The following is a 16580-nucleotide window of genomic DNA, read 5'->3' as shown; positions in this document are numbered from 1 at the left end:
GCAGGCAAAACAAAAAAATTTGCGATGAGAGGCAATGTTGCGCAACAACTTTTTGATTTTTGCCCTCATGGTATTGGTAGCAAAGAAAGGCAGGTGCTTACCAAGATGGATCAGACGACCGATAAGAAGAACGTCGCGGCGGCCCCGATCGACGCCAAGGTCGACATGGTTGCCAAGCTCGCCGGCGTCGACGGGCTCAAGCTCGTCTCGAGCGCGGCGGGCGGCACGCAGGTCTTTGTCGGCTCCTGCACGGCTGACGGGCTGCGTGGCACCTCGTGCTCGCTCAAGCTCATCCGCGGCGACATCGATCACCTGCGTCGCCAGGGCGACTTCTTCTGTCGTGTCTCGGACACGCAGGCCGATGCCGGCGGTACCCTCACGCCCTCCTCGTATGGCTTGGCGCGCGTGCTCTTCCACGAGCTCGTCGCCCTGCCCGGGGATGACGTGGTGTTGGCCGTGGTGACCGTCATGGTTCCGGGCGTGTCGTTTGCCGACGTGGTGCGCACCTGCGCCACGGGCGTGCGCACCCTCTCGTTTGCGCAGTCGCTTTTGCTCGTGTCCTCGTGCTTTAAGGCACTTGCCCAGGCACAGGCCGCCTTTGGTGGGACGTTTGTCCATCAGGACCTTAAGCCCTCCAACATCGTGTTCGAGAGCGACCCCTTTGATCTGGCGCCCGACCTTTTGGGGGATATCCCCCGGGCCGCCCTCATCGATCTGGACTTTTCGTTTTTGGCCGAGGAGGGGGCGTATCGCGCCCGCCCGCATGGAACGCCGGGCTATCTGGCGCCCGAGCTGCTGCTGGGGGAGGCCGATGGGGCACGCTACGCCCTGCCCGCGTCCGATGTGTTCTCGCTGGGCGTCCTTGCCCACGAGGCGCTCTGCGGCAGCCTGCCGTACCTGCCGGGTGCACCCGATGTCGGTGGCTCCGGCAGCGCGTGGCGGGATTTCCTCGGGGCTTGCCGAGACACGGGCGCCGAAGCCATTGCGGTGGACGAGGGCCTGCCGGCGGACGTGCGCGCCGCCATCGCGGCGTGCCTGGCCAGCGACCCCGATGCTCGTCCAAAGGCGGCTCAGATGGCCCGCATGTTTGACGACCTGGCTCGCCGCCACGTGCAGCTTAAGGGCGACTTTATTGGCGATCGGCACGTGATGGATGTGGTGACGCCCGTCACGCTGCTGTAATGCCGCCCGCACCGGCGGCGATGTTGAGTTACTGGACTGTTCCCGAGGTGTTGCGCAACAGCGCGGGAATGCGGCGACCCCTAAAGTTTGGGGTGCCGGGGAGTTAGGAAAGGGGGCCTTATGGCGAGCTCCTCTCAGGTTTGCGATTGCGTTCACGAGCATGGCTGGGACAGTGCGTTCTACCGTTTTGCCGAGACCATCAGAAACCTGACGTGCGGCGGCTGCAACCACAAGCACATCTACGCGCTCGTGGGCACCCGTGGCAGGTATATCAACCACAGCAACCCGGTCGTTCGTAAGCGTACGGCCGCGGCGCTGTCCCGCCTGATGCATTCGAGCCGCTATGCAGCCGATATGCAGCAGGGTTATGCCGACGACAGCTCGGTGTTCTCCAAGGCCGCGACTTCGTTGATCGAGATGCTGCACGAGACGACCAAGCTGGACGATGCGGAGCTGTTTGACTACGCGCTCCACACCTCGTGGCCCGAGCTGCTTCGCGGACTGGAAAGCGAGCGTCGCGCCGGTCGCGAGGTCGATCCGCTGCGCATGGCCTGCGAGTCGCGCGAGGTGGTGCGCTGGGGCGAGCAACAGGCCGCTTGCGGTTGTGCCCCGCTTGCCGAGCTCTTTGCTGCCTGCTTTCGCACCATGGCCTTTGGCTGCCTGGACGATCGCTTCGCCCGCACGCTTTGTTCTCGTACGCCTGCGGAGTCCGATGACTCGCCGGCGACGTGCGGCGAGCGCGTGTCCAAAGGCGCTTGCCTGGTGCGCACCACGGCCGGAGACGGACCGTGTATCTCGGGCGTGTGGTGCGTGGATGCCGACCGGCCCTTTTCGATCGGGCGCTTTAGCAGCTGCGACGCGATCGAGGCCGACCCGGTGGTCTCGCGTCTGCACTGTCGCGTGTTCATGCTCGATGGCACCTGGTTTTTGGAGGATGGCGGAAGCACTCACGGCACGCGCGTCCTGCGCGGTGAGGACGATGCCCTTTCCTGCGTTTTCGACAGCGGGGGAGAGAAGGGCCCCCGGGCCTTTCCGCTCGAAATCGGCGACCGCATTGTGCTCGCCGGCCGAATTACCTATTGGTTTTGCGCGCGCGACGCGCATGTTCTGACGATTGGTTAGCCAAATGGAAAAACGAGTTATTCAGCAGCGTGACGGTTCTATGGCACTCGGCTACGTGGTCGCCGACCAGCGTCAGCTCGACAAGCGTCTCTATGAAGCTGTAACCGGCGGCGTCGTGCCCTGCCTGCTGCCCGGCGCGCTTATGCGCTACCCCGATGGCGTGCTCGAGATGCGCTATCGCATTGCCGGCGAGACCTTGGAGCAGCGTCTGGCGCGCCCCTTTGACGGCGCCGAGACCTGTGAGCTGCTCGAGAGCATCTCCAGCGCGCTTGATGCTCTGGTTGCAGGTCAGATGCCGCTTATGAACCTGCGCTTTGCCGCCGACGAGGTGGTTATGGACGCCGCCGGCACCGGATGCCGCTTTGTGTTTTTGCCCATGACCGGCATCACGCCCAACCTGGATGGTGTCCGCGTCTTCTTTGAGTCGGTCGCCGCCGCGGTCAAGCCCGCCGACGATATTGCCCAGAACGCGCTGACGTCGCTGAGCTCTTTCTTTAAGAAGTCCGGCCCCTTCGACATCTTGGGTTTCTCGCGCCATCTGAAGCAGGTGAGCGTGAGCGCGATGCTCATGGATGCCGGCACCACCGTGCTCGACGATGGCGATGGTGATGACCACGGCACCACGGTGCTCGATAGCGGCGATGACCACGGCACGACGGTGCTCGATGATGGTGAGGACCTGGACGTGTCCGCCCCCGGCCCCGTGCTGGGTACGGTCGTTCTTTCCGATTTGGAAGACGAGCCGATCGCCGCTACCGAACCTGCACCTGCGCCCGCGCCCGAGCCGCAGCCTGCCCCGGAGCCCGAGCCCGAGCCTGAGCCGAAGCCGGAGCCCGAGCCTGAGCCTGAGCCTGAGCCTGAGCCCGAGCCCGAATCCGAGCCGGCGCCTGAGGACGAGGACGACCTGGCCGACGCGCCCATCGCCCAGTCCCGCCCGGATCGCACTGGCGTGCTCAACCCGATCGACTTTAAGGTCGCCGAGGGTTACGAGTCCCTGTTCTCCCAGGATACGGTCGAGCGCCATGGCTCCCATGCGAACGACGCCAAGGCGCCTGCGCATGCCGTCCACGCTCCCAAGCCCGAGCCTGCTCCCGAGCCCAAGCCCGAGCCCAAGCCCGAGCCCACACCTGCGCCCGCGCCTGAGCCCAAGCCCGCTCCCAAGCCCGAGCCGGCCCCCGCGCCCGCAGCTCCCGAGCGCCACCTGCGCTTCTACCTCACGCGCATTGCCACCGGCGAGCGCTTTGAGGTCCGCGGTCGTCGCTTTGTGGTTGGCAAGTCCAAGCACAGCTCGTTTATGGTCAAGGGCTCCACGACGGTTTCGCGCAGCCACGCGATCTTCGTTACCGACGGTGCTACCTGCACCATCGAGGACGACAACTCGCGCAACGGCACCTTCGTCAACAACGAGCGCATCGATCCGGGCTTCCCGGTTGCACTCGTCGACGGCGACACCGTGCGCATGAGTGACGAGAACTTTGCATTCGAGGTCCAGCCCGCCTAAGGGCGTGCGACCCACGTTGAGATATTCGAGAAAGGAGCGCAGATGCTTTTCGAAGGGGCCGGTTACTCCAATGTCGGCCGAACGCGCGAATCCAACCAGGATAGCTACCTGATCAAGGTCGCCTCCACCCCCGTGGGCGATGTCGCCCTGGTCGCCGTCGCCGATGGTATGGGTGGCCTTGAGTGCGGCGAGCTCGCCTCTGCCGCGGTCATCAACATGCTGTCCGATTGGTTCGACAACAAGCTGCCCGTGGCCCTGGAGGCCATGGAGAGCTCCGTCGGCGGTTTCGAGAACTTCGTCGACGGTCAGTGGGGCGGCCTGGTTCAGGACATGAACATGGCGCTGATCCGCTACGGCATGGCCGAGCATATGAACCTGGGCACCACGCTTACCGCCATGCTCGCCATCGGCGGCCGCTATTCCATCGTGCACGTGGGCGACACGCGTGCCTACGAGCTCACCGAGTCGGCGACCAACCAGCTCACGGTCGACCAGACCTTTGTGCGCCGCGAGGTCGAGGCCGGTCGCATCACGCCCGAGGAAGCTCTTACGCACCCGCGCCGCAACGTGCTGCTGCAGTGCCTGGGTTCCACCAAGGAGGTCGTGCCCGATCTGATTCACGGCAACCTCGATCGCGATGCTATCTACCTGCTGTGCTCCGACGGCTTCCGCCATGTGCTCACCGACACCGAGCTTCGTCGTCGCCTAGGCCCCGACGCCCTGGACGCCAACGCCTGGGACGCCGAGCGTCGTCGCGGCGCCTATGCCTCCTGCACCGCCGCCGACCTGGACCGCGAGGAGCGCGAGGGCTTTGAGCCCGGTTGCGTCACGCAGCGCATCGCCGAGACGGCCCAGCTCGTCATGGATCGCAAAGAGGCCGATAACGTTACCGCGCTGGTGCTGCGCGTCCAGCCTCAGGGAGGTCGATAACCCATGCCGTCTACCAGAAGCAGGCGAGAGGTCGACGCGCGCCGTAAGCGCGTAGGCGACGTCATCAAGGGCCGCTACAAGATTCTGTCGGTGATCGGCAAGGGCGGCATGAGCCGTGTCTACCTGGCCGCCGACCTGCAGCTCACCAACAAGCAGTGGGCTGTCAAAGAGGTCGACCGCAACGCGACCGACCCCACCGGCCGCCCCATCGAGCAGTCGCTGGCAAGCGAGGCCGAGCTGCTGTCCAAGCTCGATCACCCCAATATCGTCGACATCGTCGATATCGAGAAGACCGAGGACTTCATCTACGTCATCATGGACCACGTCGAGGGTACGTCCCTGGCCGACGTGGTGCGCCGCGAGGGCCCGCAGTCCGAGGAGGACGTGCAAAAGTGGATGCTGCAGGTGTGCGACGCCCTGGGCTACCTGCACCGTCAGGACCCGCCCATCGTCTACCGCGACATGAAGCCCTCCAACATCATGCTGCACCCCGATGGCTACATTAAGCTGATCGACCTGGGTGTCGCGCGCGAGTACAAGGACGAGGCCCGCAAGGACACCATCGCCTTTGGTACCACGGGCTACGCCGCGCCCGAGCAGTACGGCAAGGCCCAGACCGACGCCCGTACCGATATCTACGGCATCGGCGCCACCATGTGGCACCTGCTGGTGGGCGAGGCGCCCCCGGTCGAGTTCCCGCTGCCCAACGTTCACACCAAGAACGAGAACGTGGGCGAGGGCTTTGCCGACGTCATCATCCCCAAGTGCTGCGAGCTCGAGCGTGCCCGCCGCTACCAGGACTGCGACGAGCTGGCTGCCGACCTGGAGATCTACAAGGAACTCACTCGCGAGTTCCGCGATAAGCAGGCCCGCAAGGTCAAGACCTTCTTTGGCTGTGTCATCGCGTGCGTGGTGTGCCTGGTCGTGGGCATTGGCAGCATGGCGCTGCGCGAGTCCACGATTACCGAGAAGTTCGACTACCAGATGAAGCTCGGCCGCGACCAGACCCAGTCGGCTCCCGAGAAGGCCGAGCAGGCCTACCTCGCCGCCATTGGCTATCGTCCGGGCGACGTCGAGGGCTACGAGGGCCTCATCGATGCCTACAAGGCCGACGGCACCTTTACCACCAAGGAGAAGGCGCAGCTCGACGACGTGTATCAGCAGAACCTGACCGAGCTCGAGAATTCGAGTAGGTTCTCGGAGCTGTCTTACGAGATGGGACGTCTGTACTGGTACTTCTACTCCTATGGCGGCAGCAAGGACGACGAGGACGCCAACCGCACCACGCGCATCAAGGCGTCTGCCGAGTACTTTAAGAACGCCGCGGAGGATCCGTCGTTCGAGAATCGCGACAAGGCCAAGATCTACAACGGCATTGCGCAGTTCACGACCAAGATCGCCATCGCGGTCAAGACCGACGACGATTCCGATTCCATGTACAAGGAGTACTGGGGCAACCTGGAGGATCTGGCCGACGAGATTGCCAGCGAGTCCAACGAGACGGTGCGCCTGGACAGCTACGCGCTGATCTCCAACGCCATGGAGACCTACATGGATAAGTTCAAGGCCGCCGGTATTAAGAAGTCGCAGGCCGAGAAGCTCTACAAGAAGGTCGATTCGGGTCTTAAGTCCGTCTCGCCTAAGGATGACGAAGCCGAGCAGCGTCGCGACGAGACCATCCAGCGCCTGGAGAACGAGGTCCAGCGCAAGATCACCACGGTGTATTCCAACGCCGTCGTCGCCGAGGATTAAGGAGGGGCGAACATGGAAAACGTTTACTTTTACGTAGCGATCGCCGCGTTTGTTCTCGCGGCCGTGCTCGCCGTCGCCGCGGTGGTTGTGTTTGTGAAGATGGATGTCATCAACGCCATCCGCTTCCTCCAGGGCAAGCGCGTGCCTACGTCTGGCGAGGGTGCACGCCGTCGTACGACGCGCGGCTCGCGCGGTGCCGGTGCTAAAAAGTCCGGCAACCCCGCCCGCTCCGTGCTGGGTGGCCCCGAGGGCGACGACCGCGTGACCGACATTGCGCATGAGGGCCCCGAGGGCGACGACAACCTGACCACGGTGGTCGCGCCTATCAGCGACGAGCCCGCATCGGCCCGTCATACCAAGGCACACGCCGCCACGGCGGAGAGGCCCGTCCGCGATGAGAGCGACGACGAGGGCTTTGCCGGCAGCGAGACCCCGACCGAGGTGCTGACCGAGGACGATCTTGACACCGAACGTCCGACCGGCGTGCTCGTGGAGGACGAGGAAGATTCCGAGCGCCCGACTGGCGTTTTGGTTGAGGACGAAGAAGATTCCGAGCGTCCGACCGGCGTCCTTACCGAGGACGAAGAGGATTCCGAGCGTCCGACGGGTGTCCTGGTCGAGGACGATGAAGAGTCCGAGCGTTCTACGGGCCTGCTCGTGGAGGAGGACGAGGAGTCCGAGCGCGAGACGGGCCTGCTCGACGAGACCGACGAGGACTCCGAGCAGGAGACCGGTCTGCTTGACGAGGGCGCCGAGGCGTCCGAATCCGAGACTGACGTACTCAGCAGCGGCGATGTTTATGAAAACATCGGTGCCGATGGTGTTGCTCAACACGAGGATGACGGATTCCGCTTCATACTCAAACAGAATGTGATCGTAGTTCATACCGACGAGTCTCTCGATCGGGTCTGCAACTAGGGAAGGAAAATCGAACGATGTCTGTGTTTGATAAACTCAAGGCGTATTCACGTAAGCCTGCAGCCGTGATTCTCGCCACCGTGATGGCTACCTCGACCATCCCCACCACCCCGATCGCCCAGGCCGTGACCGCCGCGTATGCGGAGAGCACGACTCAGGGCCAGACGGAGGGTACTGAGAAGAGCGCTTTCGACGCGACTACTTTGGTCGATAAGAATAAGTCCTGGACCGATTTGTCCAAGCCTTTGGACCTGACGTTTTCGACTCACATTACAAACGGTAAGGCTACGGCTCATATTTCCAATGAGGCAATTGTTGCTTACGTGAATAGCGTTTTGCAGGATTCCAAGTACGACGATACCTTCAAGTATGTGAAGGGCGATCAGTCAAGTCCTGTTGCTGCGGCCGTTGACGCAAAGCTTGCTTCGATTGAGAAAGATCTTGCAGCTAAGGCCGATGCGGAGAATAAGAAAAACGATAAGCAGACGGTTCAATATCAGAACGTTGCCGTTAAAGAGGGCACCAAGATCTCTCGTCAGGTAAAGACCTGCGCTGTTGAGGCGTCTGGTCCTGAAGGGTTAACGATTGAGGCCGACGGCAAAGGTGGTTTTAATCTCACCGCAGATCAAGCTGTAAAGAGTGGCGCTCTGTCGCTTAAGATCACGGACATCTCGGTCGACCTTTCGTTTGCCTATCAATACGATTCAATTGCGCAGTCGACTACTGAAGTCGAGGTTCCCCCTGTTGCGGAGAGCAAGGATGAATCTAAAGCTGATTCCAAGGATGACGCTGCATCGCCTGCGGACGAAAAAGTTGACAAGGAGGCCATTGCCGATCCGGTTGTTGACTATAAAGTTAAATACGGTGATAAGGATGCGGTCGCTACCGTCACCGCTGGTAAGGATAAGCCGGACCTTGTCGCCGGTTCGACTCTGGCCGCCTCTACTGTTTCTGCCGCCGACTATTACGATGGCCTGTCGATTCCCGAGAGTGTAACCGTTCAGGACGCTACCACTCTGACCTATAAGACCAAGCATGATGACTACACGCTGTTCGATCTTTCGAAACAAGGTCTTAAGGCGGATAAGGTTGTCTATCCTAAGGACAATGAGAATGAGGAGTTCTTCACCGCTAAGGTGACGTCAGACGATTCTGCGTCTGTAAAGACAGTCAATGTCTATGCGAACCAGGCTTTCGACTCCGCTAAGACGTTTAAGATTCAGTGGAGCTACCCTGACGGCAATCCTGCCGGCACGAGCACTGTGACCATTCCTGCCGCTGCTAAGATGAAAATCGAAAAGGACAAGATTTCGATTGCTTCTCAGGATTTCCGTATTCAGTCTAAGCAGGAAGAGAACGTCAAGAATCTGGCCAACGCTGCCCTTAATGGGGAGATTGCGAAGTTCAACAAGGAAGACGGCGATAAGGTGAAGGATGAAAAGTACTTCACCAATGCCTCTTTCAAGACTTATGACACTCAGGGCGCGGCTCAGGACCTTGAAGTCTCTTACGAGACCGATAACTCTGGCGTCTACAAAAACTATGAGATTGGCAATCCGGATTCGGTCCACGTGAAGGCTCTTGAAGAGATTGGCTGGGCGGACGACAACATCGTTCTTCATTCAATTCATAATGAGGACAACCAAAAAATCGATCTCAAGGCCTCTGACCATGGCACTTGGGTAAAGCAGGCTCCGACCGCAGACTGGGAGAACCATTCTCTTACGGCTGCAACGGTTGTTCCGGAAACTGCAGACGGCTTCAAGGGCTGGACTGCTCCCGAGACTAACGGAGAGCAGACGCAGACTATTTTCGCTCTTGATAATGAGTCCGGTGTCGTCGTAAAGGTTTCGGTTGCATATAAACTGGATACGACTCCCGTGGAGGCGACTTCTATCAAATATGGTGGAGCGCGCCAGAAGCGTCACGATAACATTGTGTTCTCCGACAAATCATTTAATGTTGATTACCAGCTTAAAGCTGGAGCTTCGGGAATCAATTCTACTGATGTCAACTATCACGACAACAAGTCGAATTCTGATGTGAAGGGATTGAAGCCTTCTACGAACGACGGCTTGCTTTATAGCTTTGAGGTCAGTGGCGACCGCGAGCTGGATACCGATAAGATTAAAATCCATGCGGTGTCTAATTCTGGAATGGCTTTGGATACCACTGCATCGCAAATAAAGGGCAAGGATCAAATTTCAAAAGATGTAGCTAAGCTTATTGCCGAGAGCTCTGGGCCCAAGGTCGCTATTAGCTATAGCGATACGAACCCCCAGCGCACCGCCAATGGCAAGGATTACTACAACCATAGCCGTACGATTAGGATTACGGTCACGGACCCCTTCTTTAAGTACACCCGTGAATATGCCCCGCAGACGATTTGCGAGGTCACTCGCGACGGTTCCAATTTCGCGACGGTCTCCACGGGAGACAATTGGCATCAGGTCGGCAGCTCTGACGAGTGGTATGTTGACATTCCGGTGACGGCAGACGGTGATTATGTCGTCGGCAAGGCTAACGTGTATGACGCCATTGGTGGCGATGGGCATACTTCTTCTGCTGATGGCGAGGAGTTCGTCATCGACCAGACCGCTCCTAAGCTGAATGTGTCTTGGAACACTGAGGCTGCTCAGAACGGTAAGTATTACAACGCTGCTCGTACGGCTACCATTACGGTTGAGGAGCACAACTTCGATCCGAACCTGTTCAAGATCGAGGCTCCGGTCTCTGCCGGCAACGGTGACGAGGCTACTCCTGCCCAGATCGGTGGCTGGTCCAGCAACGGCGATACCCACACCGCTACGGTGACGTTCCCGGGCCAGGGCGTCTACACGCTCTCCGTCTCGGGTGAGGACCTGGCTACCAACAAGTCCGAGTCCTACACCTCGCCTGAGTTCGTGATCGACACCATCAAGCCCAAGATCGACATCCAGAATGTTGTCAACCGCACGGCTTATGCTGGCGAGGTCGCTCCGAGCGCCGCTGTCCACGACACCAACCTTGCCGATGGCACCTCCATCGAGGTCTCCAAGATTAGCTACCCGCTGTCCAAGGACGATCCGAACCCCTACGCGGGCGCCGCGATCAACACCTCGGCTACCGACAAGTCCGTGAGCTACCTCAACCCGGCCAAGACCAAGGGCAACGACGGCGTCTACACCCTGACCGTTCAGGCTATCGACCTGGCCGGTAACACCGAGTCCGAGGCTGTCACCTGGTCGGTCAACCGCTTTGGTTCGACCTACGTCATCTCCGATAACACCGGCAAGATGCTCGACCAGTACCTCAAGAGCTCCAAGACCACCGATGTTAAGGTGACCGAGATCAACCCGTCCGGCCTTGATGACAACAAGACCTCCGTCGAGCTGACCCGCGACACCAAGAACACCACGCTCAAGAGCGGTGACAACTACACCACCGATTCCGACACGTCGAGCGGTTGGAGCGAGTACAACTACACCGTCAGCAAGTCCAACTACGACAAGGACGGCGCGTACCGCGTGCTGTTCCACAGCGAGGACGCCGCTGGCAACTCCTCCGAGAACACCATGGAGGGCAAGAACGCCAAGAAGTCCGGCGCTGCGGCCGAGATCAACTTTGCCGTTGACGACACCGCGCCCATTGCTTCCTTCGTCGACCTTGCCTCCAACGGTAAGTACGAGGAGTCCTCGCACAAGGCCAAGGTGAGCTTCGAGGACAACCTCAAGCTCTCGAAGGCTCAGATCAAGGTGAACGGCAAGACCGTGGCCACCTTTACGGCCGACCAGCTCGAGAAGAGCCCGATCCGCGAGTTCACGCTCGACGGCAGCTCCTCTAAGCAGGACGTCACCGTTGTCGCTTGGGATGCCGCGGGCAACAAGTCCAAGGAGCTTAAGGCTACGGGCGTGCTCGTCACCAACGACTCCTTCGTTCTGTGGATGAACAACCTGCCGCTTATGGTTGGCACCATCGTCGCGATCGTTGTCGTCGCTGGCGGTATCTACATGGTCGTCGCCAAGAAGCGCAAGGAGAACGAGGAGAAGTAAGCTCTTCGCAAGACGCTTGTGCATCTGTGAGCTTTACGGCGCCTTGCCCCACTGCTGGGCGGGGCGCCATTTTTGTTAGGAAAGGATTGATCGATGAGTTCCAAACAGGCACTGTGCCCGTTTTGCGGACAGCCGGTCGATGAGGGAATGCGTTGCTGCCCGTTTTGCGGGGCACCGCTGAGTGCGGGCGAGGACGCTGCGGTGGGTGTTGGGTCGCACGCTGTCGGCACTGGCGAGGCTGCCGATGTTGCCACGCATGCTGCTGAGCCGGTCGCCGAACCGGCCGCGAAGAAGCCTGGCCGTCGGTTTGCGAAGACTTCCGCGCCGGCCGCAAAGCCTGCCGAACAGGCTCCGACGGGGGAGGACGCGCTGTTCTCGCTCGATAACCTGGATGGCGATGCGGGGGTCAACCCCAATGCCTCTGCTGGTAAGGGCGCTTCGATCCCGCGCATGACGCCCCATCTGGATAACGCGCGCGCCGCGGTCCGCAAGCCGCTGGCGAAAAAGATCGCGATTGCCGTGGCTGCCGTGCTGGTTGTTGCGGTGGTCGTGGGCGTTGGCGTGGCTTGGAAGGGCGATCAGGATCTTAAGCGCGAGGCGCAGCAGGTCTCGGCCCAAAAGAAGAAGTCCGAAAGCAAGCTCGACCTTATGGGCGGCGACCGCAAGATTAAGGCGCAAGCCAAGGCGGGCCTGGGCGGCGACGCGATGGTGTGCGACGGCTCGTATCTGTATTGGGCGGATGGCTCGCATGTCCTGGCACGCAAGGCTTCGGGCACCAAAACCGTGGATTCGACCGTGCTCACCAAGACCACCGCAAAGTACCTGAACGTTTGCGACGGCGATCTGTATTATGCGGACGGCGCCAGCATTATGAAGATTGAGGACGTTGCCGAGTGCGCCAAGCGGGCGGGCGGCAAGGACAAGTCCAAGGTCAAGGTCAAGACGGTGGCGACACTCGAGGGCGATGTTGAGGGGCTTGTCGTGCGCGATGGCACCGCCGTTGCCATGACGCTCAAGGACGGCAAGGCCTGTGTGTGGCGTCTCGACAAGGACGCGGCGCACCTGGTGGCCGCCCGGCCGGCATCGAGCGCCTGGCTGTTTGCCGATGACGCCCATTGCGATGTGGTGGTTGCCACCGATACGGGTTGGACCGTGTGCGAGGCGACGCTTGCCGACGTTTCGTCTGCTGCTGAGATTACGCTTGAGCAGGAGAATGCCGAGGCTGAGGCAGAGCATCCGCAAGAGACGCACGGCCCCTTTGGTTCGTACGTTGCTGGCTCCGAGCAGCTCAAGAATGCCTTCTTTGGCGAGGGTACGCTCTATGCCGTGCTGACGGGAACCGATGGGCACACCACGCTTTCGCGCTGCACCCAGGGCGGTACGTTTAGCTCGTTTGACGCTTATGCCGATGCGGGCCGCCTGTGGGCCAATAGCCACGGTTGCGCGCTCGTGCTCTCGGGGGGCGAGCTCGGTTGGATCGATGCGAGCTCGGGCCTTTCGAGTGACTACGACAAGGTTGCCGACAAGGCCGGACTCGACTTCGATCCTTCAACCTCGGCGTTGTGGCTCAACGGCACGACGCTCTTTGTGGCAGATAATAGTGGCAAGTCTTCTACGCTTTGGGCGCTCGACACCTCGGCCGAGAACCCCAAGCTCGTCAAGATCGCACAATAAGGCGCCCGGCGCCGGAAAGGACCCATCATGTTTTGTGGTCACTGCGGATACAACAACCCCAATACCAGCAAGTTTTGCTTAAAGTGCGGCTCTGAGCTTGCCAAGTACATGCCCGGTGGCGCCTCTGCCGCCGCCGCGGCCACGCTTCGTACCCCTGCTCAGCAGCAGCGCCCCGTGCAGGCGCCTGGTGCGCAGACGGGCCTGGGCGCTCAGCGCCCCGCTGCGGCTCCGATGCCGCAGACGGCTCGTCCTGGCGTGGCGCCCATGGCGCAGCCCCAGATGCCGCAGTCTGGTCGTCCTGCTGCCGGTATGGCTCCTCAGCAGCCGGTGCAGCGTCCCGCGCGTACTTCGCACAACCGTCCGTCCAACATCCCGGACGCCGGTCCTGCCGTGCGTCCCGGCTCGCATCCTGCTGCCCCTACGGCCGCTCCCGCCGGCGCCAACGGTAACGTGGTGATCCCTCGTGGCCCCGCGGCTGGCGCTAACCAGCCGGCTGCCGGCTACAACCAGCCCAATGCGGTCTACAACCGTCCCAGCACGGGCGTGACGGTGCTCGACGATCTCATGGCGTCCTCGGATCATCCGTCGTCCTCGGAGCTGCCCCGCATCGCCTCCGATGTGCCGCGTTCTGCCTATGGTCCGCGTATGGCACTGATCCGCGAGCGCGGAACCCGCTATGACATTACCGAGTTCCCCGCCACGGTGGGCAAGGGCTCGGCGGCAAATGTCCGCATCGAGGGCAACACGGCTATTTCGCGCGTGCACTTGCTGGTGCGCTACACGGGCCAATGCTTTGCCGTGGAGGACAAGAACTCTACCAACGGCACGTGCATCAACGGCAACCGTCTGGAGCCCGGCGAGCTCGTCAAGCTCAAGAACGGCGATAAGCTCAAGATGGGCAATGAGGTCTTTACGGTCGAGATTCGTTAACAGATAACGGTCTGTACCAGGCAAAACGTTGTAGACGAGCGACGGCAGGTAAAAAACTTGCCGTCGCTTTCCATGTTGCGCAACAACTTTCGAATTTTTGGACGGATGATTCTAACTGTCAAAGGTGAACGAGCGGACGCGGTATCGAGCCCGGCCGCTCCCTTAAGAAAGGGGAATGAAATGTTCTGTCCTCATTGTGGAGCCCAGCAGCCCGATGGCGCCGTCTTCTGCGGTAACTGCGGTCAGTCTATGGTCGGTGCTTCTTCTGCGCCGCAGGCAGCTCCTACCCGTCAGGCTCCGGCTCCGCAGCAGCCTTTTGCCGCGCCCGCACCTGCACCCGCCGCGCATCATGGGTTTGGCGGCTCCGGTTCCAACTTCCAGGGTACGCTGTCGGCGGCGACGGGCTTTGGCAAGCGTTCCCTCGCCATGCTTGGCGGCGCCGTGGCATCGTTCGTCTGCATGTTCCAGCCGTGGGTCTCGCTTCCGTTTGCCGACAAGGGCCTCGACTATGCCCTGCAGCAGGCTGCGAGCGGCTCGAGCACCGCTATGATCGAGCAGCAGCTGGGCGGCGCCTTCAAGGCATTCATCAACACCTCGTTCGATATGCCGCACGTCTTTAGCCTTTCCGGTAGCCTGCGTGGTATCGCATCGGCGGCCAATACCTATATTACGCAGATGTCGAGCTATGCCGATCTTCCGGCACTGCAGCAGGCCCAGAGCGCCGTGGGCTCCATTAATCTGGCGGCCAACGTCCTTACCATCTTCTTTGTGCTGTGGGTTGCCTGCCTGGCTGCACTGATTGCCGGCGTCGTCCTCAAGTTTGTCAAGAAGAACGATGTCGTTCTGATTGCCGCTTTTGGCGCCACTGCCGCCATTTCGCTGGTCTGCGTGATCGCGTCCTTTGTCGTTAACGGTCAGATCGAGGGCAACCTGGTTTCGGCTTTTACCTCGATGGGTAGCAGCAGCACGGCCGGAATCATCGCATCCATCAAACCGTTTGTCCAGCCTGCATTCGGCGCCATCCTCACGCTCATCTTCTCGGCTGCCGGCCTGGTGTGCTCCTTTGTCCTCAAGGAGGACTAATTTCGTCGATACGCCTGCTGGCGGGCTAGACTCGGCCCCGCTTACGGGAGACTATCGTAGGCCCCGCGGATCTTCCGCGGGGCCTTTTGCTATGAGGTGGCAATTGTTGCGCAACGTTGCTGCCGGGGCGCGGGTTACACTCTGAGATAAGGATTTGTAGTAAGGGAGAACCTTATGTTTTGCACTAAATGCGGTTCGTACGTGCCCGACGGCCAGCACTTCTGCACCAGCTGCGGTGCCCCTATGGAGGAGTTTGGGCCTGTCGATGCTGCTCCGGCACAGCCGACGTACCAGCAGCCTGGCCAGACGCAGCGGGGCTATGGGCAGCCTGCTTCTGTAACGGGCGCCAGCGACTTGCCGCCCTATATGCCGCCGGTCGACGTGCCGGGTGTCTGCGACATGGGTGCAGGCGGTCCTGGTCCGCAGCGGCCCAAGAAGAGCGGCAAGAAGGCTGCACTGATTACGGTTGGCGTGCTGGTGGCTATCCTTGCGGGTGGCGGCGCCGGCTATTACTTTGGCGTGTATCGCCCACAGCAGGCCGAGATTGAGCGTATCGAAAAGAAGAAGGAAGAAGAGGCCGTCAAGCACTCCAAACACCCGGTGCGCATCACGGCGACCGGCATGCAGTGGGATACCGATACCGGCGCCACCAAGCTGCCGGTGCACGTGACGGGAACCGACGTCGACGGCAAGGACGTGGATACGGTCTTTTATGTCGACAGCGAGGGCAACGGTATCAAGCTCATGCAGGGCAGCTACAGCCTTGCAGTGGCCGCGTCGCCCTTGGGTGCCGATGGCGAGATTTGGGACGTACCCAACGTTTCGGTGAGCATTAAGCTGGGCGACGCACTCAAGAAGGGCGAGAAGCTCGATCTGCGCGAGAATGCCAAGTTTGAGCTCGGCGATCCGATTAATGCCGTGGATGTTGAGGCTGGCGAGATCACCATGGCGCAGAATTACGCGCGCCAGGGTGGCTGCGACGACAAGGACGAGGCCGACCGTCTGGCAGGCTTGGCTTCTTCGGCGCGTAACGGTGCGGTCGCGAGCTATAACGCGGCCGTCTCGGAGGCGAGCCGCAAGAGCCGCACCTACGACGGCGACGTGTTTACGTTCGAAGTTCCTGAGGACTGGGGGAGCGACTGGGACGTCAAGACCTCACAGGGCACGTACAGTGGCGTCAAGAACGGCTTGTGGGTCGATTACACGATTGTCCACGATGGCTACACGGTGGGAACGCTGATGATCTCCAACCACTTCAGCTCGGGGTTTAACACGATCGGGAAGACGAACAACGTGGGTAAATCGACCAATCTGTGGCTCGGATCGTACGATTCGCTTTCGGGCGATTCGGATTGGGAGTACATCATCGATTCGGTCTACATTAAATAGTTCTGTTCAGTAACTCTGCTTACAAGAAAGCGCCCGTTTCTCTGGCGGAAACGGGGCGCTTCTTTGTG

11 protein-coding genes are annotated in these 16580 nt (G+C 60.8%); all 11 read left to right on the top strand.

Features of this window, described 5'->3' with window-relative positions:
• Positions 1 to 105 precede the first annotated feature (105 nt).
• The 11 genes from AAA138_RS04705 (at position 106) to AAA138_RS04655 (ending at position 16512) form a co-directional block, all read left to right on the top strand.
• A complete protein-coding gene (locus AAA138_RS04705) occupies positions 106 to 1182 on the top strand; it encodes a hypothetical protein (RefSeq protein ID WP_349089740.1) in 1077 nt (358 codons plus the stop codon).
• Positions 1183 to 1302: 120 nt separating this feature from the next.
• Positions 1303 to 2304 carry an FHA domain-containing protein gene (locus AAA138_RS04700; RefSeq protein ID WP_349089739.1) on the top strand — a complete coding sequence of 334 codons (1002 nt, stop codon included), beginning with the start codon at positions 1303 to 1305 and terminating at the stop codon, positions 2302 to 2304.
• Between the two features lie 4 nt (positions 2305 to 2308).
• Complete coding sequence (locus tag AAA138_RS04695; protein ID WP_349089738.1) at positions 2309 to 3805, top strand: FHA domain-containing protein; 1497 nt, start codon at positions 2309 to 2311, stop codon at positions 3803 to 3805.
• A 42-nt stretch (positions 3806 to 3847) separates the two neighbouring features.
• Positions 3848 to 4735: a PP2C family serine/threonine-protein phosphatase gene (locus tag AAA138_RS04690; RefSeq protein ID WP_349089737.1), complete on the top strand. Its 888-nt coding sequence runs from the start codon at positions 3848 to 3850 to the stop codon at positions 4733 to 4735.
• A gap of 3 nt (positions 4736 to 4738) precedes the next feature.
• Complete coding sequence (locus tag AAA138_RS04685; RefSeq protein WP_349089736.1) at positions 4739 to 6487, top strand: serine/threonine-protein kinase; 1749 nt, start codon at positions 4739 to 4741, stop codon at positions 6485 to 6487.
• A 12-nt stretch (positions 6488 to 6499) separates the two neighbouring features.
• Entirely contained in the window at positions 6500 to 7405 is a 906-nt protein-coding gene (locus tag AAA138_RS04680) for a hypothetical protein (RefSeq protein ID WP_349089735.1), read from the top strand.
• Positions 7406 to 7422: 17 nt separating this feature from the next.
• Positions 7423 to 11436, top strand: coding sequence for a hypothetical protein (locus AAA138_RS04675; protein WP_349089734.1), 4014 nt, complete (start codon positions 7423 to 7425; stop codon positions 11434 to 11436).
• Positions 11437 to 11529: 93 nt separating this feature from the next.
• A complete protein-coding gene (locus tag AAA138_RS04670) occupies positions 11530 to 13110 on the top strand; it encodes a zinc ribbon domain-containing protein (protein WP_349089733.1) in 1581 nt (526 codons plus the stop codon).
• 27 nt (positions 13111 to 13137) lie between these two features.
• The gene (locus AAA138_RS04665) at positions 13138 to 14040 is read left to right on the top strand and encodes an FHA domain-containing protein (protein ID WP_349089731.1); all 903 of its coding nucleotides are present in this window, start codon (positions 13138 to 13140) and stop codon (positions 14038 to 14040) included.
• Between the two features lie 180 nt (positions 14041 to 14220).
• Positions 14221 to 15123, top strand: coding sequence for a zinc ribbon domain-containing protein (locus AAA138_RS04660; RefSeq protein ID WP_349089729.1), 903 nt, complete (start codon positions 14221 to 14223; stop codon positions 15121 to 15123).
• Between the two features lie 174 nt (positions 15124 to 15297).
• Positions 15298 to 16512: a zinc ribbon domain-containing protein gene (locus AAA138_RS04655; RefSeq protein ID WP_349089728.1), complete on the top strand. Its 1215-nt coding sequence runs from the start codon at positions 15298 to 15300 to the stop codon at positions 16510 to 16512.
• Positions 16513 to 16580: the final 68 nt, after the last annotated feature.

It is taken from the genome of Collinsella sp. CLA-JM-H32B (assembly GCF_040098065.1).
Lineage (GTDB): Bacteria > Actinomycetota > Coriobacteriia > Coriobacteriales > Coriobacteriaceae > Collinsella.
This window is presented reverse-complemented; position numbering and strand designations above follow the sequence as displayed.

What these genes read in the sequence shown, in the direction of transcription:
- AAA138_RS04665 (WP_349089731.1), top strand. Translation starts at nt 13,138, where the DNA reads ATGTTTTGTGGTCACTGCGGATACAACAACCCCAATACCAGCAAGTTT.
- AAA138_RS04655 (WP_349089728.1), top strand. Translation starts at nt 15,298, where the DNA reads ATGTTTTGCACTAAATGCGGTTCGTACGTGCCCGACGGCCAGCACTTC.
- AAA138_RS04700 (WP_349089739.1), top strand. Translation starts at nt 1,303, where the DNA reads ATGGCGAGCTCCTCTCAGGTTTGCGATTGCGTTCACGAGCATGGCTGG.
- AAA138_RS04680 (WP_349089735.1), top strand. Translation starts at nt 6,500, where the DNA reads ATGGAAAACGTTTACTTTTACGTAGCGATCGCCGCGTTTGTTCTCGCG.
- AAA138_RS04670 (WP_349089733.1), top strand. Translation starts at nt 11,530, where the DNA reads ATGAGTTCCAAACAGGCACTGTGCCCGTTTTGCGGACAGCCGGTCGAT.
- AAA138_RS04690 (WP_349089737.1), top strand. Translation starts at nt 3,848, where the DNA reads ATGCTTTTCGAAGGGGCCGGTTACTCCAATGTCGGCCGAACGCGCGAA.
- AAA138_RS04695 (WP_349089738.1), top strand. Translation starts at nt 2,309, where the DNA reads ATGGAAAAACGAGTTATTCAGCAGCGTGACGGTTCTATGGCACTCGGC.
- AAA138_RS04675 (WP_349089734.1), top strand. Translation starts at nt 7,423, where the DNA reads ATGTCTGTGTTTGATAAACTCAAGGCGTATTCACGTAAGCCTGCAGCC.
- AAA138_RS04685 (WP_349089736.1), top strand. Translation starts at nt 4,739, where the DNA reads ATGCCGTCTACCAGAAGCAGGCGAGAGGTCGACGCGCGCCGTAAGCGC.
- AAA138_RS04660 (WP_349089729.1), top strand. Translation starts at nt 14,221, where the DNA reads ATGTTCTGTCCTCATTGTGGAGCCCAGCAGCCCGATGGCGCCGTCTTC.
- AAA138_RS04705 (WP_349089740.1), top strand. Translation starts at nt 106, where the DNA reads ATGGATCAGACGACCGATAAGAAGAACGTCGCGGCGGCCCCGATCGAC.